We start from the raw sequence: 24,732 nt of genomic DNA on the forward strand, positions 1-24,732 counted from the left end.
ATCCCGTTGGTCTGGTTGCGTTCCGTTCGACATGGGCGTGGACCCCCGCGGATCAAGGCGCGCGCGCGTGGAAAGTTTAGGTTTTCCGTCAGGAGGGGTGGTTCAAACTGACGCAGGACAGGGTTCCGGCACAATGCGGCGCATTTCACGGTGCCGGGAGGCGTGTTTGACCTGACAGCCGCCGCGCTTGGCGGTAGATTGGCCGGCATGTCGATCTGGAGTCGCATCAGGGACGCGCTGTCCGCATTGGCGCAGGGCGAAGGCCTTGCGGCGGTGTTCGACCGTCTTGGCGGCGCACCGGAAAAATCGGTGGGCTTCACCATCGCGGTGATCGCGCTGGGGGCCAAGATGGCCAAGGCCGACGGGCAGGTCACCCGGAACGAGGTGACGGCCTTCCGCGAGGTGTTCGAGATCCCCGAGGGGCAGGAGGATGCCGCGGCCCGCGTCTTCAACCTGGCCCGTCGCGACGTGGCGGGGTTCGAGGAATACGCCGCCCGCGTGGCGCGCATGTTCGGGGGGCCGAACCCGGCGCTGTCGGACCTGGTCGAGGGGCTGTTTCACATCGCCATGGCCGATGGTCAGTACCACACGCGGGAAGAAGCGTTCCTGGCCCGCGTGGGTGAGATCCTGGGCCTGCCGCCAGCGGAATTCCGGGCCATTCGCGCCCGCTACGTCGCCGGGGACGAACCCGATCCCCGCGCGGTTCTGGGGCTGGGGGCCGAGGCCAGCGTCGACGAGGCGCGCGCGGCGTGGCGCCGGCTGGTCCGCGAAAGCCACCCCGACCGCATGGCCGCCCGCGGCGTTCCCGAAGAGGCGGTGCGCATGGCCGAGAAACGCCTGATCGCCGTCAACGCCGCGTGGGAAGAGATCGCGCGCGAACGCGCCTGATGCTGCAAGCCGGTGAACGCCCTCGGCCCGGGCGCCGTTCGCAGGGGCTTGGACCGGGACTGCGACGACCTATGTCCATGGGCATGACATCTGACACCGCCTTTTATCGCACGCTGCGCGCCACGACCCTGGGTCTTGGCCTGGCGTTTTCCTCCGGGCCCGCCCTTGCGCAGGACGCCGGGGACGACGACAACATGGTTTCCGAAGGCCTGCGGCTCTTCTTCCGCGGCATCCTCGACGATGTCGAGCCGCACATGCGCGACATGGCCGATGCGCTTGAGGGGTGGGACCTCGATGGGCTCGATATCGACGACCTCGACAACTACCAGTCGCCCGAGGTGCTGCCCGACGGCGATATCATCATCCGCCGCCGCGATGACGCGCCGCCCTATCGTCCCGAGTTGCCGCGCGATCCCGATACCGAGGTCGAGCTTTAGGCCGCGTCGCGCTTGCGCTTGATTTCGGTCTCGGCGCCAAGCGCGTTGGACAGTGCCTTGAACCGCGATTGCGCAACCTCGCCGAAAAGATCCTGTGCGTGGGTGTTCAGCCAGAGCTCAAGCTTCTTGCGCTTCGGAAACCACCGCAATTCGCCCAAGGACCCAGGCCTCTCGGCCGAGAACATGGCGCCGAAGCGCATCGCACGGCCGAGGATTTCGGCCTGCTTGATGTCCTCGGGTTGGAGGACGCCCAGCAACTCCTCAAGCCGTGTGCCGGAGCGCGAGTTCTTGTAGCGGTGCAGCAGCGACAGCCCCATGAACACGCGTTCCTGATGGGTTAGCCCGCCGAGGTTGGCGCGGGTGGCATTGTCGAAACAGGCCTCGTGCCGATAGTCGGGGTGGGCGCGCCACGATACGTCGTGCAACAGGCAGGCGGCGCGGACGATCCGCTGCCGTGCCGGACGCTCGCTCTTGAACAGCGGCTGAACGAATTCGTAAAGCGCCCGGCCAAAGCCCGGCATCCGCGCGTCCTTCTTTTCAGCGAAGCGGCAGGATTCGATCAGCGGATCGCGGTCGCGCAGGGTTTGCGGCATCTGTTCGTAAAGCAGCCCCTCGCGGATCCCGTAGGACGAGATCGCGATTTCCTTCGGCTTGAAGCGACGCACGAGTTCCTTGAGCACCTGCGAGGCCAGCGGCACCAGGGCCATCCGCGCCTCGCCAATACCGGTCATCGACCGCAGCGTGGGGACATCGTGGGTGCCGATCCATTTCACCGTGTCGAAAACCGATTTCGGCGTCATGCGGTATTCGTGCAGGACGTGCAGCGGGTAGCCGCGCCGCTCCATGTCCAGCCGGGCGATCGCCCGCCACGAGCCGCCCACAAGGTACATGCGCTTGTGATCGGTGCCCATCTCGGCCACGAGACCGTCCATCACGCGGGTGATCTCGGTCTTGATCCCCTTCTTGCCGTCGTCATGCGTGGCCAGCCGAAGCGGGCCCAGGGGCGAGGTGACGCAGTGCCCGACCTCGCCCCCGCCGACATGCGCCAGCTCCATTGACGAGCCGCCGATATCGCAGATCAGGCCTTCGGCGTCGGGCCAGCCCAGAAGGACGCCCTGTGCCGACAGCCGGGCCTCTTGCGGGCCGTCGACGATGCGCAGGCGCAGGCCGGTCTGCTTTTCGACCTCGGCGGCGAAGGCGGGGCCATCCTCGGCCTCGCGTACGGCGGCGGTGGCGACGACGTTCAGCGGCGCGGCGCCCATCCCCTCGGCCAGGCGGGCAAATCGGCGCAGCGCCGACAGCGCGCGCACCCGGCCCTCGGGGTTCAGCCGCCCGGTGTCCGAGAATCCGGCGCCAAGGCCGGCCATGACTTTTTCGTTGAAGAAATAGGCCGGCGATCGCGCGGCGCCGTCGAAGACGACCATCCGCACCGAGTTCGAGCCGACGTCGACGACCCCGACGCGGCTGAGCGCGCGCGCGGCGGGATCGTCGAAGAGCGTGCGTCCGAAGGCGCCCCAGTCTTCGACAGGGTGCGTCGTGTCTTCGGTCATCGGAACTTGTCCCCTCCGCTCAGGCCGTTGCGCGGGACACTAACGATCCCGGGCGCCTGGTCAATCGCGGGCCGGTGGCAGAGCCGCCCGCGTGCGAAGGTGACGTGGCGCCTAGTTGAACTGGTTGCCGGCCGAATCCGCGCCCCAGATCACGTGGACGTTGCCGCCCGACGTTTTCATCGGGGTTACCTTGATGTTGCTGTTCGAGCTTGCCGTCACCGGTGTGACCTTGCGGTTTACGGTGTCGGTCGTGTCGCATGCTGATGCGGTAAGGGCGCACGCCAAAGCAGCGCCGATACGAAGTGATTTCGTCATCGATCCCATCCTTTGTTTAACATCCCCGACGCCTAACTGCGCCTGTTTCCGTGCTAAGGTCAATTCATGCAGAAACGGTAAACCATGCCGCGTCCCCTTGTGACGGCGAAGCCACGTCGGAGGCAAACCGCCTAGCCCTTGCGGCGATGTGCGAGGCGCGGCATCTCGCCCGTCGCGGCGGCCGAGCCGCGGCCAGAGAGGGAAGGGTTCTCCATGAAGAACCTATGGCAGGAAAAGGCCTCGTCCGGCCCGGGCATGGGGCGGTGCCACTGCCCGTCGGGCGCCAGTTGCCAGCTTTGCGCAGTGTCGGCCATGTTGGCCGCCATGATCTGATCGACGATCTGTGCCTTGACAGTCGGGTTCGTGCATTCGACCAGCGTTTCGATCCGGCGGTTCAGGTTGCGCCCCATCCAGTCGGCCGAGGAAATGAAGACCCGCGCGGTGGGCGATGGCAGCGTGTTGCCGTTTCCGAAACAGACGATGCGCGAATGTTCGAGGAATCGCCCGACGATCGACTTCACCCGGATGTTCGACGACAGCCCCGCGACCCCGGGGCGCAGGCCGCAGATGCCGCGCACCACGAGGTCGATCCGGACCCCCGCCTCGGACGCGGCATAAAGCGCGTCGATGACGTCCGACTCGATCAGCGAATTCATCTTGGCCCAGACCGCGGCAGGCCGCCCGTCGCGCGCGGCCTGCGCCTCGCGCCCGATCATCTCGATCAGGAAGGACTTCATGTTGATGGGCGAGATGGCAAGGTTTTCCAGCCGCTCGGGCTGGGCGTAGCCGGAAACGTAGTTGAAGACCCGCGTCGCATCGCGCCCCAGCGCCGCGTCGCAGGTGAAGAACGACAGGTCGGTGTAGATGCGCGCGGTGATCGGGTGGTAGTTGCCCGTGCCGTAGTGGGTATAGGTCACCAGATTGCGGCCTTCGCGGCGGACGACCGAGCTGATCTTGGCATGTGTCTTGTAGCTCATGAAGCCGTAGACGACATGGGCGCCCGCACGTTCGAGCTTGCGCGACTGGCGGATGTTGGCGGCCTCGTCGAAACGCGCCTTGAGCTCGACCAGCGCGGTCACGGACTTGCCCGCCTCGGCCGCTTCGCACAGCGCGTCGACGATGGGCGACTGCTTGGACGTGCGGTAGAGCGTCTGCTTGATCGCCAGGACGTCGGGATCCGCTGCCGCCTGGTTCAGAAAGCGGATCACCATGTCGAAGGTCTCGTAGGGGTGGTGCAGAAGCATGTCCTTCTGCCGGATCGCGGCGAACATGTCGCCGTCGTGATCCTGCACCCGTTCCGGGACGCGTGGCGTGAAGCTGGGCCAAAGCAGGTCCGGGCGTTCGTCCAGCACCAGCTCCTTGAGGTCGGAGACGCCGATCACGCCCTCGATCTCGATCACCTCTTCCTCGGTGGCGTGCAGCTCTTCCATGATCAGGTGGCGAAGCTGCGGCGGCGCGCCGGTGGAGATCTTGAGCCGCACGACCTCGCCCCGACGCCGCCGCTTGAGCGCGACCTCGAATTCGCGCACCAGGTCCTCGGCCTCGTCCTCGACCTCCAGGTCGCTGTCGCGCAGGACGCGGAAGGCGCAGTGCCCCAATTCGGCGTATCCCGGGAACAGCCGGTCGAGATGGAGCAGAAGAAGCTCTTCCAGCGGCAGGAACCGCGCCTGACCCTCGGGTGCGGGCAGCCGGACGAAGCGATCCGTCTGTTGCGGAATCGGTAACAGCGCGCGCAGCTTGCGCCGGTCGGCGCGCCGTTCGAGCTGCAGCGCCAGGCTGAACCCGGTGTTGGGGATGAAGGGAAAGGGGTGCGCGGGGTCGATGGCCATCGGCGTCAGGATCGGGAAGACCTGCGTCAGGAACACGTCTTCGAGATGTGCGCGGTCGGCATCGGTAAGGTCCGCGCGGTCCAGCATGTGGATGCCCGCCTCGCCCATCTCGTCCAGCAGGGCGCGATAGGCCTTCTGCTGCCGGTCCATCAGCGCCCGGGCATCGACGCCGATCAGCTTCAGCTGTTCGGCGGGGCTCAGGCCATCGGCGGCGGGGGTGGTGTTGCCCGCCTGTGCAAGTTCGCGCAGGCCCGCGACGCGGACGGTAAAGAACTCGTCGAGGTTGGTGGCCGAAATCGACAGGAAGCGCAGCCGTTCCAGCAGCGGCACCCGGGGGTTCTCGGCCTCTTCCAGAACACGCCAGTTGAAGGCCAGCCACGACAATTCGCGGTTGATGAACCGCTGCGGGCCCGCGACCGCGCGCTCTTCGGAGGCGGGGAGGGGGGCCTGCAGGAAATCGGTCGCGCTGGTCATCTGTCCTCCGGTGGCTCGCTGTCGCGAGGGTGAGGCGCGTCGGGCCAGTCTGCAAGGTCTGCCAGCACCTCGCGGGCGAGAGGCACGCGGATTTCGCGTTTCTCGGCCAGGCTGCGGGCATCCAGTGCCTCGACCATCGCCAGCGCATGGGCGAATGAGCGGTCCATGCGCGGCACGAGGTAGGTCACGACCTCTTCGTCGACGCCCAGCTGACGGTCCGAGAAGAGCTTGAACATCACCGCGGCCAGCAGCGTGTCATCCGGCGCTTCGATCCGGGCTAGCGTCGCGGCCTCGAGCCGGCTGGCGAGGTCGGGCAGGGTAATGTCCCAGCGCGCGGGCGGCCGTTCGTCGGTCAGCAGCAGCCGCCCGCCCGAGGCAAGGCAGAGGTTGTGGAGGTGGAACAGCACCCTCTCGCGATCCTCGCACCCGGCAATGGCCGACACGTCCTCGACCGCGACGGGCGCATCGGCCAGCGCGGGCACCATGTCCTCGGTCAGGTCGGTCGCGGGGATGATCCGCGCGCCGGCCTCGGCGGCCCAGACATGGGCGAGATGGGTCTTGCCCGCGCCCCGCGGCCCGGAGAGGGCAAGCTTGCCGCCGGGCCAGGCGCGCCAGCCCTCGATCAGGGCGACGGCGGTGGCGTTGGCGGGGGCGACGAAGAAGGCTTCGCGCCCAAGCGCCTCCTTGACGGGCAGGTGAAAGGCAAGCTGGCTGTACATCGTCAGAGCCCCGGCGTCGGCCCGCCAAAGGGGTCTTCGCCACGGTAGAGGCTGCTTTCCTTGTAGCGGGCGGTGGCGAAGCGGGCCAGCACGCCCAGGGCCGCCGCGACCGGCACCGCGACCAGAAGCCCGACGAAGCCGAAGAGCGCCCCGAAGGCCGCCAGCGCGAAGAGCAGCCAGACCGGGTGCAGACCGATGGAATCGCCCACCAGCTTCGGCGTCAGGAAATTGCCCTCGACGAACTGGCCGGACTGGAAGATTGCCCAGACAGCGATGATCCACACCCAGTCGCCCCAGAACTGGAACAGCGCGAGGCCGATGGCCAGGCCGCCGCCGACCAGCGCGCCGACATAGGGGATGAAGGTCAGGAACCCGGCGATGGCCCCGACGACGAGGCCGAATTGCAGCCCCACCGCCATCAGCGCGACCGAGTAGTAGACGCCGACGATCAGGCAGACGAGGCCCTGACCACGGATGAAGCCCGCCATCGTGTGATCGATGTCCTGCGCCAGCTGCCGGATCGTGGGCGCGTGGTCGCGCGGCAGCAGGCCGTCGAGCTTGGCCACCATCTTGTCCCAGTCGAGCAGCAGGTAGAAGGACACCACCGGCACGATGACGAACAGCGTGATCACGTTCACCAGCCCCGAGACCGACGCCAGAAGGGTGTTGAGCAGCTCGCCGCCCCGCGATTGCAGCGTTTCGCCGACCGAGGCCAGCGACCGCCGGATGGTGCTCTCGGGTTCGACCACCTCGGGGAAGCGTTCGGTCAGGAACCCCTGCAGGTTGGTGGCGATGTCGGGGATCGCGTTGATCAGCTGTGTCGTCTGGCTGATCAGCGTCGGGATCACCAAGAGCGCCAGCAGCACGAAAAGCAGCACGGCAAAGAGCGTGATCAGCGTGGTTGCCAGCGCCCGCGAGGCGCCCATCTTCTCGATCCGGTCGGCGATGGGGTCGAGGATATAGGCGATGGCCCCGCCCAGGATGAAGGGCAGGATGACATCCCCCATCCACCACAGCAGAAGCAGGAACACCGCCGCAGCGATGCCCCAGTATTTCGCCTGATTGTGCATGCTGAGGGGCAAGGCAGTCTCCACCGCGTTCACGATCGTCCTGTCTTGCCCCGCAGGTCTGCGCGATGCAAGCGCCACGGCCGCCCCGGCCGCGGGTCACCGTGGGGCGGGACCGACGGGACACAGGGGGGCGTGCGAGTGTGCTCCGTCCCCCATGGAGCGTGTCCCGGGCTTCGGTGGCGGGGGGAAGGGTTCGGGGCGGATATCGGGGCCCGAACCCCCAGCCAGTGTGCCGCCGCCAGTGCACCCCGGGACCCCAGCGCCCCCCCGCCGGGGCGCCCCGGGGCCGACGTCAGCCGTTCAGGATCCGGGCCGCGGCGGGGGCGAAGTAGGTCAGGATGCCGTCGCAGCCGGCGCGCTTGAAGGCCAGCAGGCTTTCCAGCATCACCCGGTCGCCATCCAGCCAGCCACGCTCGACCGCGCCCGCCATCATCGCGTATTCGCCCGACACCTGGTAGGCGAAGGTCGGCGCGCCGAAGCTGTCCTTCACCCTGCGGCAGATGTCGAGATAGGGCATGCCGGGCTTCACCATCACCATGTCAGCGCCCTCGGTCAGGTCACGCTCGACCAGCCGCAGCGCCTCGTCCGAGTTGGCGGGGTTCATCTGGTAGGTCTTCTTGTCGCCCTTGAGCGCGCCGGACGCGCCCACCGCGTCGCGGAAGGGCCCATAGAAGGCCGAGGCATACTTGGCCGAGTAGGACATGATCGACACGCCGTGGTGGCCGTCGCGTTCCAGCGCGGCACGCATCGCGCCGATGCGGCCGTCCATCATGTCCGACGGGCCGATGATGTCGGCCCCCGCCTCGGCCTGCGCCAGCGTCATCCGCACCAGCGCCTCGACAGTCTCGTCGTTGACGATCTCTCCGTCGCGGACGATGCCGTCATGGCCGTTGGCGTTGTAGGGGTCGAGCGCCACGTCGGTCATCACCGCGATATCGGGCACCGCGTCCTTGATCGCGCGGATCGCGCGGTTCGACAGGTTGTCGGGGTCCCACGCGGCCTCGCAGGCCTCGGTCTTCAGCCCGGGCTCGATATAGGGGAACAGGCAGACCGCCGGAATGCCCAGCTGCGCGGCCTCTTCGACCTGCGGCAACAGGCGGTCGATGGTGCGGCGGGTGACCCCGGGCATCGAGGCGATGGGGTCTTCGGCATCCTGCCCCTCGCGCACGAAGACCGGCCAGATCAGGTCGTCGGTGGACAGCGTGGTTTCGGTGGTCAGCCGGCGCAGGGCGTCGCTGCGGCGAAGGCGGCGAAAGCGGGCGGCGGGGAAGGGGGCGATGGTCATGGCGGGCGAACCTCTCTAGCGTCACGCGGTCGGCATGCGCGGACGCGCCGACACGGGCCCTGCGGTGGCACGGATCGGGGCGCATCTCAAGGGTAGTCATTCCCGGCGCCCGCTTATAGGGAGGACGGGGGACGGAAGCGGGAGAGGCCTTCACGTGGACTGGTACGACGCCGTATTCGAACTGATCGACATGCGGTCCTTTTCGAATTTGTGGTACTGGATCGCGCTGGCCGTCGTGTGGTCGACGACCAGCCACTGGGTCCTGGGCGTGCCCTACGACATGGTCCTGCGCGCCCGCGACCACGGCGGCGAGGCCGAGTCCGACCTGCGCGACATGGTCCGCATCAACACCAGCCGCCAGCTTTACATCGCCCAGGTCTCGGGCCTGTGGCTGATCGCGCTGGTGTCGATGCTGCTGACGGGCCTGGCGATCCTCGGGTTCTTCTACGGGGTCGAGTTCGCGCAGGCGGTGTTCCTGATCGCCCTGCCGATGACCTTTGTCGGGCTTCTGACGGTGTCGACCGCGCGCGGCATCGTGCAGCACCAGTCCGTCGGCCCCGACCTGCACCGGCGCATGCTGAACCACCGCCGCGCGACGCAGGTGATCGGCATGGTGTCGATCTTCGTCACGGCGATGTGGGGGATGTACAAGAACCTGGACGTCGGCGCATTCGGGCCGTGAGGCATCCGTGCCCGTAAAACCGTCTAGTGGATGGTGCTCACGCGGATCGCGGGCCCAGGCCCGGGCCGCTTGGCCTCCGCGTGTGGACGGAAACCTGAAACAGCAACGCGCCTTGCCCGCAAGGGTGTAGCCGTAGAACGTCAGGCAGAGGCCGGGCGAATGATCCGACGCGATACCGTTGCGCGGCGATCAGCTGGCCGTCGCACCTGGTCCTTTCCTACCGTGAGCGGAGCGCCTGTCGGCGGTGGACGGGCCGCGGGCTGTCCCCTTGGCTCTGCCATGCGGGACGGCGCCGCGCGGGCCGATATCACCCGGGGGCGGCCGGCGTGCGATCCTCCCCCGCCGGCCGCGCATGACATGGCGCGGCGCGCGCTATTGACACCGGCGTTTCGGCGGTTACCTCACGCCTCCATGACTGCCCCCTCGCATATTACCGTCGGCGGCGCGCCGGAGGGGTTCGATGCCGCCCTTCTGCGCGACGAACTGGCGAAGACCGGACGCCCGGTGATCCATGTCGCGCGCGACGACAAGCGGCTGGCCGCGATGGAGGCCGCGCTGGCCTTCTTTGCCCCCGACGTGACGGTGCTGACCTTTCCCGCATGGGATTGCCTGCCCTATGACCGGGTGTCGCCCAACGCCGATATCTCGGCCGCGCGGATGGCCACGCTGGCGGCACTGGCGCACGGTATCCCGGGGCGGTTCGTCCTTCTGACCTCGATCAACGCCGCGACCCAGCGGGTGCCCGCGCGCGAGGTTCTGCGCGCCGCCTCCTTCGGTGCGGTGGTGGGCGACCGGATCGACGACGGCGAGTTGCGTGGGTTCCTGTCGCGCATGGGCTTCACGCAGGCGCCCACGGTGATGGAGCCCGGCGACTATGCCGTGCGTGGCGGCATCATCGACATCTACCCACCGGGCGAGGGCGGTCCGGTGCGGCTGGACCTCTTCGGCGACACGTTGGACGGCGCGCGCCGCTTCGATGCCGACACCCAGCGCACAACGGAAAAGCTGAGCTCGGTCGAATTGGCGCCTGTGTCCGAGGTGATCCTCGACGACGCGGCCATCGCCCGGTTCCGCCAGAACTACCGGGTCGAGTTCGGGGCCTCGGGCGCCGACGACCCGCTTTACGAAGCCGTGACCGCGGGGCGCAAGCACGCGGGTATCGAACACTGGCTGCCGTTCTTCCACGAGAAGCTGGAAACGCTCTTCGACTACCTGCCCGACGCGACCGTGACGCTGGACGACCAGACCGAGCCCATGCGCCTGACGCGGTGGGAGATGATCGAGGACGCCTACGACAACCGGCGCGAAGCGATGGTGTCGAAAAAGCGGCTCGATACGGTCTACAAGCCCAGCCCCCCGGGCGAGCTCTACCTGTCGCCCGATGCCTGGGACACCACGCTTAAGGGCCGCCGCGTCCTGTCCTACACCCCGCACCGCCGCGCGAGCGGCCCGGGCGTCATCGACGCCGGCGCGCGCATCGGCCGCGACTTCGCGCCCGAACGCCAGGCTGAGAAGCTGAGCCTCTTCGGTGCGCTGGCCGAACATGTCGCGGCGAAGCGCAAGACGGGGCAGGTGGTGATCGCCAGCTACTCGGACGGTGCGCGTGAGCGGCTTCAGGGCCTGCTCGAGGACGAGGACCTGACCGACACGCAGCTGATCGGCGACTGGCGCGACGTGCCCGAGGGCCGCGGCCGCGTGCACCTGGCCGTCTGGGCGCTGGAACAGGGGTTCGAGACCGAAGACCTGACCGTCATCTCGGAACAGGACGTGCTGGGCGACCGGCTGATCCGCACCACCAAGAAGCGCAAGCGCGCCGACAACTTCCTGACCGAGACGCAAAGCCTGTCCGCGGGCGACCTGATCGTTCACGTCGACCACGGCGTCGGCCGGTATCAGGGGCTTGAGGTCGTGCAGGCGCTGGGCGCCAGCCACGAATGCCTGCTTCTGGAATATGCGGGCGGCGACCGGCTGTACCTGCCTGTCGAGAATATCGAGCTTCTCAGCCGTTACGGGCACGAGGAGGGGCTTCTCGACAAGCTGGGCGGCGGGGCGTGGCAGGCCAAGAAAGCCCGGCTCAAGGAACGCATCCGCGAGATCGCCGACCGGCTGATCCGCATCGCCGCCGAACGCCATCTGCGCAAGGGCCCGGTGATGGAGCCGCCCGACGGTGCGTGGGACGCGTTCTCGGCCCGTTTCCCGTACCAGGAAACCGACGATCAGCTGCGCGCGATCGAGGAGGTGGTCGAGGATCTTTCTTCGGGCACGCCGATGGACCGGCTGATCTGCGGCGACGTCGGCTTCGGCAAGACCGAGGTCGCGATGCGGGCGGCCTTCGTCGCCGCGATGTCTGGCCGTCAGGTCGCGGTCATCGCGCCGACGACGCTGCTGGCGCGCCAGCATTACAAGGCCTTCGCCGAACGCTTCCGCGGCTTCCCAGTCGAGGTGCGGCAGCTGTCGCGCTTCGTTACCGCGAAAGAGGCGGCCGAAGCGCGCGCCCGCGTCGCCGACGGGGCCTGCGACATCGTCATCGGCACGCACGCGCTGCTGGCAAAGTCGGTGAGGTTCAGGGATCTGGGACTGCTGATCATCGACGAAGAGCAGCATTTCGGCGTGAACCACAAGGAGCGGCTGAAGAGCCTGCGCACCGACGTCCACGTGCTGACGCTGACGGCGACGCCTATCCCGCGCACGCTGCAGCTGTCGCTGACCGGCGTGCGCGACCTGTCGGTGATCGGCACGCCGCCCGTCGACCGTCTGGCCATCCGCACCTACGTGTCCGAGTTCGACGCAGTCACGGTGCGCGAGGCGCTTTTGCGCGAACATTACCGCGGCGGGCAGAGCTTCTTCGTGGTCCCCCGCATCACCGACCTGCCCGAGATCGAGGCCTTCCTGTCCGAGGAAGTGCCCGAGATCACCTTTACCACCGCGCATGGACAGCTTGCCGCGACCGAGCTCGACGACAAGATGAACGCCTTCTACGACGGCAGGTACGATGTGCTGCTGGCGACGACCATCGTGGAATCGGGGCTCGATATCCCCACGGCTAACACCATGATCGTGCACCGCGCCGACATGTTCGGGCTGGCGCAGCTTTACCAGATCCGCGGGCGCGTGGGCCGGTCCAAGACCCGCGCCTATGCCTACTTCACGACAAAGCCGAAGGCCAAGCTGACGCCGGGCGCCGACAAGCGGCTCAAGGTGCTGGGTTCGCTCGACAGTCTTGGCGCGGGCTTCACGCTGGCCAGTCAGGACCTCGACATTCGCGGCGCCGGCAACCTTCTTGGCGAAGAGCAGTCGGGCCAGATCCGCGAGGTGGGCTACGAGCTTTACCAGTCGATGCTGGAAGAGGCGATCGCCAAGATCAAGTCGGGCGAGATCGAGGGGCTGTCGGAGACCGACGAGCAGTGGGCGCCGCAGATCAATCTCGGCGTTTCGGTCCTGATCCCCGAGGACTACGTGCCCGACCTCGACGTGCGGCTGGGGCTTTACCGGCGTCTGTCGGGGCTGACCACGAAGGTCGAGCTGGAAGGCTTCGCGGCCGAGCTGATCGACCGTTTCGGCAAGCTGCCGAAAGAGGTGAACACGCTGCTTCTGGTGGTGCGGATCAAGGCCGAGTGCAAGAAGGCCGGGATTGCCAAGCTGGACGCGGGCCCGAAGGGCGCGACGATCCAGTTCCACAACGACAAGTTCGCCAACCCCAAGGGTCTGGTCGAGTTCGTCAACGCCCAGAAGGGCGAGGCGAAGGTCAAGGACAACAAGATCGTGGTGCGCCGCGACTGGGAGAAGACGCCCGAGAAGATCAAGGGCGCCTTTGCCATCGCCCAGGACCTGGCCCGGCACGCGCGGGCCGACTAGGCTCTCGCGCCGCCTTTTGCTGAACGTCCCGCCGGCATGAGGCTGGCGGGCAAAGTCAGGGGCAAAATCGGGGGCGGCAGAGTCGACGAGCAGGGTCGGCGGAGCAGGGTCGGCTGAGCAGGGTCGGGACCCGGGGCTCACCAAAAGGCCGGCATCGCCCTCAGGGCGCTGCCACGCCGTTACAGCGGCGGCCTGGCGGGCCCGAAGACGCGCGAGGCCCGGGCCAGGGCGCCCGTCAGTGACGGACGACCTTCTTCGGGGCGGGGTCGGCGCGCCGGGCGCTCCACATCAGCAGCCAGGCCAGGCCCGAGCAGCAGAACACCCCGATCATCAGCGGCGCCACGGTGCCGTTGAAGGCCAGCCCGATCGGGATCGCCAGGATCACCGCGCCCACCGTCGACACCGCCCCGATCACGGACGAGGCGAGCCCCGCGATGTGGCCCAAGGGTTCCAGCGCCAGCGCGTTGAGGTTGCCGAAGGTCAGCCCGGCCATGAAGAACACGGTTACCGACCAGACGAAGAACAGCGGAAAGGCCAGCGCCTCGGGCACGGCGCCGGAAAGCGTCAGCACCAGAACAACCGCCGAAAGCACCGTCTGAGTCGAATAGGCGGCGATCGCCAGGCGCCGCATCCCCAGCCGCATCACCAGCGTCGCGTTCAGGATCGTTCCGGCCCCCGACAGCAGGCCCGAGCAGAGAAACCAGATCGGAAAACTGTCGGTGATGCCGTAGATCTCTTCGTAGACCGGCTGAACCGAGCTCAGGAACGCGAACATCTGGCCGAAGCCTAGCGTCAGCACGGCGATGTAGATCAGCACCATCCGGTGCGACAGCACCTCGCGCAGCGCGGACCAGAGCGTCGCCACCCCCAGCGCCCGCCGCTTTTCGGGCGGCAGCGTTTCGGGCTGGCGCAGCGTCACCCAGGTCGACCCGATCAGCGCGAAGACGATGAAGGCCACGAAGATCGCGCGCCAGCCGAAATTGGCGATGATGATCGAGCCTACGAAGGGCGAGGCGGCGGGAACCATGACGAAGATCATCATCACGAAGGACATGATCTGCGCCATCTGGCGACCCGCGAAGATGTCCCGCACCATCGCCAGCGACACCACCCGCGGTGCCGCCGCGCCAAGGCCCTGCACCACGCGCACGGCCAGCAGCAGTTCGAGGCTTTGCGCGAAGATCGCGGCGACCGAGGCGACGATGTAGAGCGCGACGCCCGCGATGATCGTCGCCTTGCGGCCGAAGGCATCGGACAGCGGTCCGACGACCAGCGTGCCCAGCCCCATGCCGAACAGGAACGAGGTCAGGATCAGCTGCGCGCGGTTGACGTTATCGGGTGTCAGCGTCTCGGCGATCTCGGGCAGCGCCGGCAGCATCGAGTCGATGGAAAAGGCGACCGTGGCGAAAAGCGCCGCGATCATGGCGATGAATTCGGGGCGCGACAGCGCGCGTCCCCCGCTCATGCAGGGGCCGCCGTGTTAGGCGCGCGGCCTGTCGCGGGCTGGGCGAGGCATGGCACGCCGTGGTGAAGGGGCAGGGTCAATGGTTCGGTCCAATACGTCAGGGATGGGAAGCTGCCCGGCACTCGGGGAGCGGGCAAAGAACGGAGCCCGGGATAGCTGCCCGGTGGGACGGCAGCCGGGGCTCGGAAGAAAAGGATGGCCCCGGGTGTGACCGCAAGGCGGGCGCGGTGCGGGGGATGTGCGGCGCCGCTCCGCCCGACGATGCGATGCAGTCGCACGCCGTTCGTGCAGCGCGGGCGCGGTGCGAGAGGATGACCCGGAAATCTGCCCCCTGCCTCAGCCCCGAGGCGGGGAGCGTTCCGGCAGGCTCCTCCGACGCGCCCGGATTCGGGCCGAGCGCGGGCCCCGCGGGCGGTTGGCCCTTTTGCAGGCGCGCGGGTGACGGGCCGGGCCGTCACTGCGTCGGCCCATTGGCCCCGGGCGCATCGCCGGTGACGGTACCGGGCTGCGGGGCGCCCTGACCGGTGATCTCGGCGATGACGTCAAGCCACAGCTCGGCCGGCTGCGCCCCGGGCACGGCCTGGCGTTCGCCGACGATGAAGGTCGGCACGCCGGTCACGCCGCGATCGCGGGCATGGGCATCGCGGGCGCGGATCGACTCGGCATCCGCGTCGGTGGCCAGAAGCCGTGCGACCATCGCCCGGTCCATGCCGGCATCCTCGGCGATGTCGGCCAGCACGTCGGGGTCTCCGATATCGCGCCCCTGCCGGAAATACGCGGCGAACAGCCGGTCGACGACCATGCCCTGCCGCCCGTCCAGCCCGGCCCAGTGGATCAGCCGGTGCGCGTCCAGCGTGTTGGGCGTGACCGTGATCGCCGCCCAGTCGATCGTCAGCCCGGCTTCGGCCGCGCGCGCGTCGATCTGCGCCTGGATCTCGGCGGCGCGGTCGGGACCGCCCAGCTTTTCCGCAAGGTGGGCGGCACGGTCGCGGCCGCCCGCCTCCATGTCGGGGTTCAGCTGGAAGGGATGCCATTCGATGTCGAAGGGATGGTCCGGCCGTTCGGTCAGGGCGCGGTCCAGCAGGGCCTTGCCGATATAGCACCAGGGGCAGACGGGATCGGAAAGGATGTCGAGCTTCATCTGGGGCCTCCGGGTCGGGCATGGCAGGGAGGGCGGGCAGGGGCCGGTCGTCCGGTCGGAAGGTCGCCGGGACCGGGTGCGGCCTGTCGGTCCCGCCCGTCACCGGCGCCAGATAGGCCTATGCAGCGGCGCTGTCCACCACGCCGGGGCAGGGGGCGCGCCAAATGGCCTGCAGGGGCCATGTGCATCGGTGCGAAACCGGCCCCGCCAGATGATCATGATGTGCGCGCCGCGCGGACCGGTCTGCCCGTGGCAACGCCCCGCGGGCCGATCGCAAGGATCAGGCGGCGGCGCGAACGGGGGCCGGCACGCCTATTTCCAGACCCTCGGCATAGACGATCTGCGCGGTCTCGAAGACCAGCGACAGCAGGGTCCGCGCCGCTCCGGGCGCCAGCCGTTCGATGGCCCCTCCGCCGGCCAGCCGCCCCCCGGCCACCAGCGCGGCAGGGCGGTCGTAGATCGCACGCGCCCGCCAGCCCCGGAAGAGCAGGGGCGTGGCGGGGCTGATCACGCAGGGTCGCATCGGCAGGTCGTGCCCGAAGGTGCCCGGGTTGATCCGGCAGAGGCTCAGCCCCGTGGCCTGGCGCGTCTCGATCGCGGTCAGGGCGCGCAAGCCGTCGCGGGTGACGATGCGGTCCCCCGCGCCCAGGAACTCGACCGGGATCAGGCCCTCGGCGGTGAGGATACGCACGCCCGGGGCGAAGCCCGAGACGCGGTCGGCGCAGGCCCGCCCGGGCGAGGCGCCGGTCCATGTCGACGGGCGGTTCAGGGGGCGCGTCATGACTCGTCTTCCTTTGCCGTTCGCTGCGATCACGCCGTGCGAATATGGCGATTTCGCGGCGCCGTCTGCGGCAATTCCGGGGCGATGAGAGGTCCCGCCGACAGCCCGTCGATAGCAGCTTTGCCGAAATGCGCAGGCGAACCGGATCGTCTCGGCAGGGTGCGACGCCCGAACGGCCCGCCCGCTCGGTGATGGCCAGCCACGCTGCGATGATCGCCTCGTCGTCTTCCGTGGTGGCGGACTTTCGGATGGTGCCGGGGACTGCCCGATGGAGTGATGGCTCCGACAGTACCCCGGGCCCCAGCTCCGGGGCGCGCCGGCGGCGCCAAGGCGTCTTGCATCGCGGGGCGCTCCTGCGTATCACCTTCGGACGATCCGGTCGGGGGGGCGCAGCTCTCGCCGCCGGGATCGCGACGCGGGTGCAGCCGTTTTTGCGATGGCCCCGGGTCCTGCGGGTGTGGCGGAACTGGTAGACGCACCAGATTTAGGTTCTGGCGCCGCGAGGCGTGGAGGTTCGAGTCCTCTCACCCGCACCATTTTGACTTTCAATGGAAAATTCCTGAACTGGAATCGCTGTGCCCAGATCGAGTGGCCGAGTTTGGCACTTTGTTAGCGCTTTCCTTTTTCTTTTCCGCCCTGTTCGCGTGCCGTCTGCGGCCTTCTGGAAGCTGCTTTCTGGTTCGCCTGGGCGGTATATTTCTGAACCATCGAGAGCGTCTTGTGGCCGGTCACGGACTGGATGCCGCGCATGTCGACGCCCGCGCCGGCCAGCCCTATCGCGGCGGTGTAGCGCCACCCATGCGGCACAGGACGGTTTGCCCCGGACAGAACGCCGATGGCTTCGCGGATGGCCTCGACCTTCTTCTGCACGTGACGTTTTCCCATATGCCGCGTGTGGTTCTTCGCAAGCCTATGGGCCCCGCTCCGGGGAACGGTTTTCAGGAAGCACTGAAGGCGCGGGGGGCTGTACACTTGGATCTTGGCTGAGGTCTTCTCCTGAACGACTGTCATATACTCGCCATCAAAGTCGGTCCATTTCACCGAGATGCAGTCTCCAAGCCGCTGGCCCGTACCGAGCGCCAGCTCATAAAGAATGCGCTCCAAGCTGGCGTCCGCGCACGCTGCCTCAAACGCTTTCAGCTTTTCCTCGGGCCGTCGCTCATATTCGCCGCCCGTCAGTTTCTCGACGTTCACGACCGGGTTGCGGTCGATCCATTCGAGGTCAACGGCGTGGCGCATTAGGATCGAGAGGACGCCCACGCGTTCGTTGGCCTTCGACCAGGTGTTCTGCAATGCATCGTGCGCCTCGATGGCGTGTTTCCGAGGGAAAGAGCGGACGTCTCTCGCACTGTTCTTCTCACGGATCGCTTCGCAATGCCGTCTGTAGTTGGCTGCGGTTCCCTTGCTGATGCGCTTTTACTTTGAGCTTTGATAGTGGCTTGCGGTAAGCTGGTCCCACCTCGTCGGGGACGCGGTAGAAGGTTGCCCGCGACGCAGATGCCAGTACTCCCGTGGGCAGGCTTCGCTGCCGGGCGCCGCCTTGAGCCGCACCCTTGGCTTGCCATTCCGAAGGTAGAGGTAGGTACGCCCTTTCACGGTGATGGTGTCCAGATAGGGAAGCTCCAGCTTCTTCATGTCTCGAAGCCGTCGTCGGGAACGGCGCCAGTCAGGATGGCTTTCAGGTCAGACACCCGCCACCGCATTACCTGCCCAGCAAGGTCGATGGGCTGCAGCAGCGCGCCGATCTGGACGAGGTTCCTGAACTTGTTTGTGCGCATACCCAGCATCCGTGCCGCGGTTGATTCCTTGACAGCCAGGAGGGGCGTGCGTCTGGACATGTGTTCGCTCCCCTTCCGGCGGCAATCCCGCAAAGCAGGTGGCCTGCCCCTATCGGGTGGTCAGGTTTCAAACTTAGTACATGACGGGTTTCCGTGCCAAGGCGGATGCCTGCGGCGGGGCTGATTCTTGGCCGCGCGACGGCCAGTGGCCAGCCTCCGGCGCCGGCGGTCGGTAGCCCAGCGACGAATGGGGCCTGACCGTGTTGTCGTGGACCCGCCATGCCTCGATCACGGCGCAAGCCTCCGCCGGCGAGTAGAAGATCTCGCCGTTCAGCAATTCGTCGCGGAGCTTCGAGTTGAAGCTCTCGCAGTAGCCCTGCCTCGGAAAAACGGTCCCCCGGACCGTTTTCTGGCCCTCGGCAGTCCCTTCGCCAGACCTGCTCGACGTGCTTCACGTTCACGGCCCAGCCCGCGTCTCGCGAGCCAATGCCGCGATCCGATGATAGCCGTAGCGCTCCTACTGGCTGGCCAGCGCGACGATGTCCGCGGTCAGCGCCTCTTCGTCGGCCCGCCCGCGCAGCGCAGCGATGGGGCGATCGATGCTGCCCCAGAACGCGACAGGCAAGACGTCCGGAGATCCGGAACTTCCGTCTGACGTGATCGACGCAGGCTCGGCGGCGGGCGGGGCTTAGTGTCTCCGCCCGTTCGGGCCGTAAACGGTCCCCCGGACGGTTTCCGAGACGGCCCTCACTCCCGAGGCGGCCTCCCGGAGGATCAGCTTCTCGAGCGTGAGATCGGAGACCGCCTTCCGCAACCGTTCGGTCTCTTTCTCAAGCTCCTTGAGCCGCTTTACCCGGTCGGTCTTCAGCCAGCACTCGCCATTGTCCTCGGACCAATGGCGGACATGGCTCGTTCCTTGCACCAGCGGTAATAGGTGACCTGGTTCGGCATGGCGCTCGGACCGCTGGCGCGCTCATGCCTCACCCCCGATGGATCGCACCGCCTCGGCCACCGATCGTCCCTGCGATACCAGCACGTCGACCTGCCTCAGCTTCGCGACGATCTCCTCAGGCTTATGTGCTCCGCCGGGGTATCGATCCCCCGGATCGATCCCTCATCCGTCTCCGATCTGTCCCATTCCTTGTCCTCCATACGGCTCGAAAGCCTACTTCCGGGAGGACCACTCTTCAGGGGGGCGGACCAAGAACATCAGCGATTTCGGGTCCATCTCGAAGAGCACCTCGATGACCTTGGCCAATTAGAGGCCCGGGTCGAAGAGGACCGGCGTGCCGAGCTGGAAGAAAAGAACATTACTGACGAGGGTGGCGATGGTGAAGGCCAGTAAACCGGCGAGCGGGGCACGAATGACCCTGGGCATAAGGATTTCTCCTTTGTTCTGAACGCGGGATTTGGAATGCGATTTATAGGTCAGGGAGCTGTCAGGCGTGGCCGCCCATATCGAACGCCGGCTCTTGAGCCGAAGTCCGATTTTCCGCGTCCGGACCGCCCCGCCTGACAGGACGCCCGTGACGGACGGCCTGCGCGATCTCCCGGTGGTCGAATGATAATGGATGTGACCATTCTCACTGTCTCCCTCGGGTAGGGGATGCGTTCGCTCGGCGCCCCCAGCGCCGCGCCTCAGGCTGCCTGCATCGTCATGGCCAGGACGCCCACCAGAAGCACGCCCAACCCACAGGTCGCGGTGACCGCCATACGCCATGAGCCCCCGATGCGGGCGACCAGCAGTATCCCTAGCACCCAGTAGAGCTGCGCGGTGAAAAAGCCGGGGAAGTATCCGCCTTGGTCGATGACCCAGTAGGTGTGGGCGATCGCGTTGCCCAAGGCGCCATAGACGACGAAGAACAGCACAGGCACCAGCAGGAACCGGCGGCCGCCCGCGAAGGCACCGATGAAGGCCATCACGAAAAGGAAGTAGGACACCATGTTGATGCCGACGAAAAGCTCGGTCGAGAACGGGCTGCCGCCGAAAAGGGCAGGGAACTGCACTCGGAACCCGGTCATGAACTCTTCGCTGAAGTGCAGGAGCTGCCACGCGAGAACGCTGAAGTAGAGCGGATAGAGACCGTGCCCGTCCGGCAGTGCCACCTGTTTCAGATGCATCCAGAGAAAGATCGCCCAGGTGACCAGAAGCCCGGGGACGAATGTCGAGACCAACGCCTGGCCGCCGATCCAAGTGAAGACGCCGGCCATCAGGAGCGCGATGACCGTGCCGATGCCGAAGTCTATACGGGTTAGGGTAGCAGGTGTCATGTGCCCTTCCTTTCCAGGCGCTCAAGTTTAGTTTCGAGAAAGTCAACGATCGTTGACTTAACTGGTTGGTGCCACCCCTGCTTGCAAAAGTCAACGTCCGTTGGCATTCATGCGTCATGACCCTGACACCTACAAAGCTCTCGAAATCCGAGAAGACCCGCCAAGCCATCCTCGAAGCGGCGCAGACGCTGTTCTACGAGAAGGGATACGATGGCGCGTCGGTCCGGCAGATCGCCGAAGCGGTGCCGATCGATCCGGCCATGATCATGCGCTATTTCGGCTCGAAGGAGGGGCTCTTCTCGGCGGCGGCACTCGTGGACTTGCGATTGCCGGACCTGGGAAGCATCCCCCGCGACCTGGCCGGTAAAGGTCTGGTTCGGCATTTCCTGATGCTTTGGGAAGGGGACCGGAGCGGAATCGGCCTGCCGATCCTCCTGCGATCTGCCGTCTCGAACCAGAACGTGGCAGACAAGATCCACGAGGTCTTCGAGGAACAGGTCGTGCCTGCGATTTCGGGCCTCGTGCCGGAGGGAGAAGAAGACAGCTGCGCGGGGTTGATCGTCAGCCAGCTCTTCGGTCTCGCGCTCTGTCGCTACATCCTGCGGCTCTCACCGGTGGCCGAGATGACAGAGCAGGAGATCGTAGAACGGATCGGCGCTGTGATTCAGTTCCACCTCGACGCGGCGCGCGACACCGCAGGGTCGAACCGCCCTTAGCCCGCCCGCCATTTCCATTCTTCCAAAGTTGGGCCTCAAGGAGGATCCAATGAGTAGAGAGACCATTTCATCGGGCGCATATCTTGAGCCCGAGATCGGCTTCAGCCGTGCGGTCCGCATCGGGCACGAGATACTCGTGTCTGGGACCGCGCACATCGCTATGGATGTAACGAGCGACTGCCCGGCTGACGTCTATGAGCAGACGAAACGCTGCCTCGAGATCATCGGCGCCGCCCTGCGGGAGACCGAGGCGCCCATGTCCACTGTCGCTCGGACGCGGATCATGCTCACGGATATCGCTACATGGATAAAGGCTGCAAAGGCCCACGGCGACGTGTGCGGCTCGGTTCGACGGCAAGCACTTTTGTCGAAGTCTGGTGCTTTATCGATCCTCGACTGATGATCGAGATCGACGCCGACGCAGTTGTCGAATTGCCTACGGGACGGCATGCGACGGTGGGGAGAAACGTTCAACAGGTTCCCACCCCCGAGCGTTCTATAAGGCCCACCCGAGAATGTGCAGTCATTAGGCTTCTTGCCCAATGATTGCTTCAGTCATGCTGCAATGCCGCGGTCGCTTAAACAACGAACGGCAGTAAAGGGCCGGGAGAGACGGCCGCTGCTGCCTGCATGTCGCACGCCCAGCTGCCTCGCTGCATGACCGCTTCGAGCCCTTCATGTCGATTTCTGCAAACGAGATGTACGTCCGCTCCGCGGGCGTAGGGGGTATCCAAGACCCATTTTCAAAATTTTCGTACTCCGTCGATCTGCATCAACCTTTGCGTGAACCAGTCCAGCGTTCGCCCACGCCGAGACCGGTGCAGCAGGATGTTGCAATCGATGGGGGGCCTTGGGGTTTCGAGATCGAGTGTCTCGAGGCCGTATGCAAGCCCGTCCACGAGCCAGGCGCGCGGACAATACCCGACGCCGAGCCCCTGCCGGATCGCGTCGATCTTTGTCGCCATGTGTGACACCGTAATTCTTGGTTGTCCGTCGAGTAGAGAGCGCGGGATCGAGCGCGGGGTGACCGCTCGTGCGCTGTCCGAGACCACGATTGCCGGAAACTTTTTCAGCGCGTCTTCAGTAATGGGCCCGGCGCGATGTGCCAGCGGATGGTTCACGCTGCAGCAGTAGACAAACTCCACCGTCATGCTCCCGATTGCCTCAATATCGCGGTGAAGCGGCGCATCGTCCGCTCCGATGGCGATATCGGCCCGTTCCTCTATCAACGCCTCCCAGGTGCCGCCCAACGTCTCTTCGAGGATGTGGATCTGAATGAAAGGGAGTTCTTCGCGGCAGATCGAGACGATCGGCCAGAGCATCCCCCGCGGGATCAGAGTATCTATGGCGATACGCAGCTCTGGCTCCCAGCCGCGGGCGAGCCGGGTGGCGGCCGCCCGCGTTTCTCGGTTCGCAGTGAGAATGCGGCGTCCTTCCTCGAGTAGCAAACGTCCGGCCGGCGTCAGGACCGCCTTGCGACGGCGCCTGTCGAATACCTCGATCCCCAGGTCTGCCTCGAGTTGGCGGATCACGTAGGAGATGGCCGAGGGCACGCGGTGCAGCGCAGCCGCGGCTTCCGCGAAAGTTCCGAACCGGTCGATCGCTTCGAGAACCTCGAAGGCTTCCTGTTGGATGAGGCCCGGCATCCGATGCTCCACTATTCAATAATTCCGATCATATAGCGCAGAACGTTTCAATTTTTTTGCATGAATGTCACCCCTATCTTCTGGCTCGACAGACGGATCGGACCAAGGTGACTGCCATGAAGAAAATGCTCGTTCTCTATTATTCGATGTACGGCCATATCGAGACGCTGGCGCAAGCGGTGGCGGAGGGCGCCCGGAGCGTCGAGGGCATCGAGGTGACGCTCAAGCACGTCCCCGAGACGATGGGAGCCGATGCGCTCGAGGCGGCGGGCGCGAAGACCGACCTCGAGGGAGAGATCGCCGATCCCAAGGAACTGGCTGACTACGACGCCATCGTCTTTGGCACACCGACGCGCTTTGGCAACATGGCTGGGCAGATGCGCACGTTTCTCGACCAGACCGGAAGCCTTTGGGCCGAAGGCAAGCTTGTCGACAAGTTCGGGTCCGTCTTCACCTCGAGCGGCACGGGCGGCGGCAACGAAACGACGATCACGTCCTTCTGGAACACGCTTGCGCATCACGGGATGCTGATCGTTCCGGTCGATTATGCGGGGGCAAAAGGCCTGTCCGACACCTCTGAACTGCGCGGGGGCTCGCCCTACGGCGCGGCCACCTATGCCGGGGGTGACGGATCGCGGCAGCCGTCAGGTACTGAACTGTCGATCGCGCGCTACCAAGGCGAGAAGGTTGCCCGCCTCGCGACAGGATCGCGCTGAGGCAGGATGTGCCCTGTTTGACGCTTGCCCTTTGTCTAGAAGACACCGCGCGGCGACGGAAGCGGTGATCAAAACATTCAGGAATGGAGGTCCCGCCATGGGATATCTCGAGAATGGTACATGGCACGACGGCTGGTACGATACCAAGTCCCATGACGGGAAATTCGTACGGGAGAATGCCGGATTTCGCGACTGGATCTCGAACGAGGATGGCGCGCGTTTCCCGCCCGAGCCCGGGCGGTACCACCTCTTCGTCTCCTATGCCTGTCCATGGGCCTGCCGCACGATCATCGCGCGGCGGCTGAAGGGGCTCGAAGGCGTCGTCGGCATGACCATCGTGAACCCCTACAACCGCGAGAACGGCTGGGAGTTCGGTGGGTTCGACGATGCCGGCGCGGACCCGCTATTCGACAGCCGCTATCTCTATGAGTTTTATCAGCTTGCCGATCCCCAGTTCTCGGGCCGCGTGACGACGCCAACGCTTTGGGACAATAGCGAAGGGACGATCGTCTCGAACGAATCCGCCGACATCCTGCGCATGTTCAATTCGTCCTTCGGATCGCTGGCCGAGAGAGCGGACCTTGATCTCTGCCCCGAAGACCTGCGCGGGCAGATCGACGACTGGAACGAGCGGATCTATCCGGCGCTCAACAATGGGGTCTATCGGGCAGGCTTCGCGACATCTCAGGACGCCTATGAGGCCGCGTTTACCGACGTTTTCGCAATGCTCGACACGCTGGAGGCGCACTTTTCTTCCAGCCGCTATCTTGCCGGTGATCGCCTGACCGAGGCCGACTGGCGGCTGTTCGTGACGCTGGTCAGGTTCGACACGGTCTATTTCAGCCATTTCAAATGCAATCGGCAACGCATCTCGGATTACGAGGCGCTGCACGGTTACCTGCGCGACCTGTATCAGGTTCCGGGCATCGCCGAGACCGTCCGCTTCGATCACATCAAGGCCCATTACTACGGCGGCATGCTGGCGGTGAACCCGACCGGCATCATTCCCCGCGGCCCGACGCTGTCCCTGTCCGAACCGCACGGGCGCGGCGGCCTCGACTGAGCTGCGCCCGATCGACCGTATCCCTCCCGCGCATTCGAAAGTGAGCGTGCC

General features: G+C 66.3%; 21 protein-coding genes, 1 tRNA gene and 1 pseudogene. 9 read left to right on the forward strand and 14 right to left on the reverse strand.

Features of this window, described 5'->3' with window-relative positions:
• Positions 1-207 precede the first annotated feature (207 nt).
• Together EKE94_RS01540 and EKE94_RS01545 are read left to right on the forward strand one after the other, a co-directional pair.
• A complete protein-coding gene (locus tag EKE94_RS01540; RefSeq protein WP_127905432.1) occupies positions 208-888 on the forward strand; it encodes a molecular chaperone DjiA in 681 nt (226 codons plus the stop codon).
• An 83-nt stretch (positions 889-971) separates the two neighbouring features.
• Entirely contained in the window at positions 972-1,325 is a 354-nt protein-coding gene (locus tag EKE94_RS01545; protein WP_206614999.1) for an AAA+ family ATPase, read from the forward strand.
• On the opposite strand, the gene EKE94_RS01550 is transcribed toward EKE94_RS01545, so the two are convergent.
• The 6 genes from EKE94_RS01550 to hemB all read right to left on the reverse strand — a co-directional run bounded on the left by EKE94_RS01550 (position 1,322) and on the right by hemB (position 8,567).
• Positions 1,322-2,875 (reverse strand): Ppx/GppA family phosphatase, encoded by a 1,554-nt coding sequence (locus tag EKE94_RS01550; protein ID WP_127904844.1) that lies wholly within the window; start codon positions 2,873-2,875, stop codon positions 1,322-1,324. The two genes, EKE94_RS01545 and EKE94_RS01550, sit on opposite strands and share 4 nt — an antisense overlap.
• Before the next feature lie 111 nt (positions 2,876-2,986).
• Positions 2,987-3,190 carry a hypothetical protein gene (locus tag EKE94_RS01555; RefSeq protein WP_127904845.1) on the reverse strand — a complete coding sequence of 68 codons (204 nt, stop codon included), beginning with the start codon at positions 3,188-3,190 and terminating at the stop codon, positions 2,987-2,989.
• Between the two features lie 131 nt (positions 3,191-3,321).
• The gene (locus tag EKE94_RS01560) at positions 3,322-5,493 is read right to left on the reverse strand and encodes an RNA degradosome polyphosphate kinase (RefSeq protein WP_127904846.1); all 2,172 of its coding nucleotides are present in this window, start codon (positions 5,491-5,493) and stop codon (positions 3,322-3,324) included.
• Positions 5,490-6,212 carry an HdaA/DnaA family protein gene (locus EKE94_RS01565; RefSeq protein ID WP_127904847.1) on the reverse strand — a complete coding sequence of 241 codons (723 nt, stop codon included), beginning with the start codon at positions 6,210-6,212 and terminating at the stop codon, positions 5,490-5,492. Before EKE94_RS01565 ends, EKE94_RS01560 begins: the two co-directional genes overlap by 4 nt.
• A 2-nt stretch (positions 6,213-6,214) precedes the next feature.
• Positions 6,215-7,282 (reverse strand): AI-2E family transporter, encoded by a 1,068-nt coding sequence (locus EKE94_RS01570; protein WP_407940866.1) that lies wholly within the window; start codon positions 7,280-7,282, stop codon positions 6,215-6,217.
• Positions 7,283-7,574: 292 nt separating this feature from the next.
• On the reverse strand, positions 7,575-8,567 hold the full coding sequence (gene hemB / locus EKE94_RS01575) for a porphobilinogen synthase (protein ID WP_127904849.1): 993 nt from the start codon (positions 8,565-8,567) through the stop codon (positions 7,575-7,577).
• 154 nt (positions 8,568-8,721) lie between these two features.
• Between hemB and EKE94_RS01580 the strand changes: the two genes are divergently transcribed.
• Both EKE94_RS01580 and mfd read left to right on the forward strand, forming a co-directional pair.
• Positions 8,722-9,249 (forward strand): component of SufBCD complex, encoded by a 528-nt coding sequence (locus tag EKE94_RS01580; RefSeq protein ID WP_127904850.1) that lies wholly within the window; start codon positions 8,722-8,724, stop codon positions 9,247-9,249.
• A gap of 411 nt (positions 9,250-9,660) precedes the next feature.
• A complete protein-coding gene (gene mfd, locus EKE94_RS01585) occupies positions 9,661-13,104 on the forward strand; it encodes a transcription-repair coupling factor (protein WP_127904851.1) in 3,444 nt (1,147 codons plus the stop codon).
• Positions 13,105-13,339: 235 nt separating this feature from the next.
• Here the strand turns inward: mfd and EKE94_RS01590 are convergent, their stop codons facing one another.
• From EKE94_RS01590 to EKE94_RS01600, 3 genes are all read right to left on the reverse strand, one after another.
• A complete protein-coding gene (locus tag EKE94_RS01590; RefSeq protein ID WP_235855858.1) occupies positions 13,340-14,569 on the reverse strand; it encodes a multidrug effflux MFS transporter in 1,230 nt (409 codons plus the stop codon).
• A 454-nt stretch (positions 14,570-15,023) separates the two neighbouring features.
• Entirely contained in the window at positions 15,024-15,710 is a 687-nt protein-coding gene (locus EKE94_RS01595) for a DsbA family oxidoreductase (protein WP_127904852.1), read from the reverse strand.
• A 280-nt stretch (positions 15,711-15,990) separates the two neighbouring features.
• Positions 15,991-16,491 carry a Hint domain-containing protein gene (locus tag EKE94_RS01600; protein ID WP_127904853.1) on the reverse strand — a complete coding sequence of 167 codons (501 nt, stop codon included), beginning with the start codon at positions 16,489-16,491 and terminating at the stop codon, positions 15,991-15,993.
• A 451-nt stretch (positions 16,492-16,942) separates the two neighbouring features.
• Between EKE94_RS01600 and EKE94_RS01605 the strand changes: the two genes are divergently transcribed.
• Positions 16,943-17,027, forward strand: a tRNA-Leu gene (locus EKE94_RS01605).
• A 73-nt stretch (positions 17,028-17,100) separates the two neighbouring features.
• Here the strand turns inward: EKE94_RS01605 and EKE94_RS01610 are convergent.
• From EKE94_RS01610 to EKE94_RS01625, 4 genes and pseudogenes are all read right to left on the reverse strand, one after another.
• Positions 17,101-17,784 carry a tyrosine-type recombinase/integrase gene (locus EKE94_RS01610; protein ID WP_127904854.1) on the reverse strand — a complete coding sequence of 228 codons (684 nt, stop codon included), beginning with the start codon at positions 17,782-17,784 and terminating at the stop codon, positions 17,101-17,103.
• Positions 17,785-18,122: 338 nt separating this feature from the next.
• On the reverse strand, positions 18,123-18,329 hold the full coding sequence (locus EKE94_RS01615) for a hypothetical protein (RefSeq protein WP_127904855.1): 207 nt from the start codon (positions 18,327-18,329) through the stop codon (positions 18,123-18,125).
• Positions 18,330-18,402: 73 nt separating this feature from the next.
• Positions 18,403-19,131 (reverse strand): annotated as a pseudogene (locus EKE94_RS01620) (integrase core domain-containing protein); the annotation flags it as partial.
• 776 nt (positions 19,132-19,907) lie between these two features.
• Positions 19,908-20,540, reverse strand: a complete 633-nt coding sequence (locus tag EKE94_RS01625; protein ID WP_127904856.1) for a hypothetical protein — start codon at positions 20,538-20,540, stop codon at positions 19,908-19,910.
• A 116-nt stretch (positions 20,541-20,656) separates the two neighbouring features.
• On the opposite strand from EKE94_RS01625, the gene EKE94_RS01630 reads away from it, so the two are divergent.
• On the forward strand, positions 20,657-21,256 hold the full coding sequence (locus EKE94_RS01630) for a TetR/AcrR family transcriptional regulator (protein WP_127904857.1): 600 nt from the start codon (positions 20,657-20,659) through the stop codon (positions 21,254-21,256).
• Between the two features lie 49 nt (positions 21,257-21,305).
• The gene (locus EKE94_RS01635; protein ID WP_235855859.1) at positions 21,306-21,656 is read left to right on the forward strand and encodes a Rid family hydrolase; all 351 of its coding nucleotides are present in this window, start codon (positions 21,306-21,308) and stop codon (positions 21,654-21,656) included.
• Between the two features lie 343 nt (positions 21,657-21,999).
• Here the strand turns inward: EKE94_RS01635 and EKE94_RS01640 are convergent, their stop codons facing one another.
• Complete coding sequence (locus EKE94_RS01640) at positions 22,000-22,902, reverse strand: LysR substrate-binding domain-containing protein (protein WP_127904858.1); 903 nt, start codon at positions 22,900-22,902, stop codon at positions 22,000-22,002.
• Between the two features lie 116 nt (positions 22,903-23,018).
• Here EKE94_RS01640 and wrbA point away from each other — a divergent pair, with 116 nt between their 5' ends.
• Together wrbA and EKE94_RS01650 are read left to right on the forward strand one after the other, a co-directional pair.
• Positions 23,019-23,618 (forward strand): NAD(P)H:quinone oxidoreductase, encoded by a 600-nt coding sequence (gene wrbA / locus EKE94_RS01645; RefSeq protein ID WP_127904859.1) that lies wholly within the window; start codon positions 23,019-23,021, stop codon positions 23,616-23,618.
• 97 nt (positions 23,619-23,715) lie between these two features.
• Positions 23,716-24,681, forward strand: a complete 966-nt coding sequence (locus EKE94_RS01650; RefSeq protein ID WP_127904860.1) for a glutathione S-transferase family protein — start codon at positions 23,716-23,718, stop codon at positions 24,679-24,681.
• Positions 24,682-24,732: the final 51 nt, after the last annotated feature.

The sequence above is a fragment of the Mesobaculum littorinae genome, assembly GCF_004011175.1.
Taxonomy (GTDB): domain Bacteria; phylum Pseudomonadota; class Alphaproteobacteria; order Rhodobacterales; family Rhodobacteraceae; genus Tranquillimonas; species Tranquillimonas littorinae.

What these genes read in the sequence shown, in the direction of transcription:
- EKE94_RS01540 (WP_127905432.1), top strand. Translation starts at nt 208, where the DNA reads ATGTCGATCTGGAGTCGCATCAGGGACGCGCTGTCCGCATTGGCGCAG.
- EKE94_RS01545 (WP_206614999.1), top strand. Translation starts at nt 972, where the DNA reads ATGACATCTGACACCGCCTTTTATCGCACGCTGCGCGCCACGACCCTG.
- EKE94_RS01550 (WP_127904844.1), bottom strand. Translation starts at nt 2,875, where the DNA reads ATGACCGAAGACACGACGCACCCTGTCGAAGACTGGGGCGCCTTCGGA.
- EKE94_RS01555 (WP_127904845.1), bottom strand. Translation starts at nt 3,190, where the DNA reads ATGACGAAATCACTTCGTATCGGCGCTGCTTTGGCGTGCGCCCTTACC.
- EKE94_RS01560 (WP_127904846.1), bottom strand. Translation starts at nt 5,493, where the DNA reads ATGACCAGCGCGACCGATTTCCTGCAGGCCCCCCTCCCCGCCTCCGAA.
- EKE94_RS01565 (WP_127904847.1), bottom strand. Translation starts at nt 6,212, where the DNA reads ATGTACAGCCAGCTTGCCTTTCACCTGCCCGTCAAGGAGGCGCTTGGG.
- EKE94_RS01570 (WP_407940866.1), bottom strand. Translation starts at nt 7,282, where the DNA reads ATGCACAATCAGGCGAAATACTGGGGCATCGCTGCGGCGGTGTTCCTG.
- hemB (WP_127904849.1), bottom strand. Translation starts at nt 8,567, where the DNA reads ATGACCATCGCCCCCTTCCCCGCCGCCCGCTTTCGCCGCCTTCGCCGC.
- mfd (WP_127904851.1), top strand. Translation starts at nt 9,661, where the DNA reads ATGACTGCCCCCTCGCATATTACCGTCGGCGGCGCGCCGGAGGGGTTC.
- EKE94_RS01590 (WP_235855858.1), bottom strand. Translation starts at nt 14,569, where the DNA reads ATGAGCGGGGGACGCGCGCTGTCGCGCCCCGAATTCATCGCCATGATC.
- EKE94_RS01595 (WP_127904852.1), bottom strand. Translation starts at nt 15,710, where the DNA reads ATGAAGCTCGACATCCTTTCCGATCCCGTCTGCCCCTGGTGCTATATC.
- EKE94_RS01600 (WP_127904853.1), bottom strand. Translation starts at nt 16,491, where the DNA reads ATGACGCGCCCCCTGAACCGCCCGTCGACATGGACCGGCGCCTCGCCC.
- EKE94_RS01615 (WP_127904855.1), bottom strand. Translation starts at nt 18,329, where the DNA reads ATGTCCAGACGCACGCCCCTCCTGGCTGTCAAGGAATCAACCGCGGCA.
- EKE94_RS01625 (WP_127904856.1), bottom strand. Translation starts at nt 20,540, where the DNA reads ATGACACCTGCTACCCTAACCCGTATAGACTTCGGCATCGGCACGGTC.
- EKE94_RS01630 (WP_127904857.1), top strand. Translation starts at nt 20,657, where the DNA reads ATGACCCTGACACCTACAAAGCTCTCGAAATCCGAGAAGACCCGCCAA.
- EKE94_RS01635 (WP_235855859.1), top strand. Translation starts at nt 21,306, where the DNA reads ATGAGTAGAGAGACCATTTCATCGGGCGCATATCTTGAGCCCGAGATC.
- EKE94_RS01640 (WP_127904858.1), bottom strand. Translation starts at nt 22,902, where the DNA reads ATGCCGGGCCTCATCCAACAGGAAGCCTTCGAGGTTCTCGAAGCGATC.
- wrbA (WP_127904859.1), top strand. Translation starts at nt 23,019, where the DNA reads ATGAAGAAAATGCTCGTTCTCTATTATTCGATGTACGGCCATATCGAG.
- EKE94_RS01650 (WP_127904860.1), top strand. Translation starts at nt 23,716, where the DNA reads ATGGGATATCTCGAGAATGGTACATGGCACGACGGCTGGTACGATACC.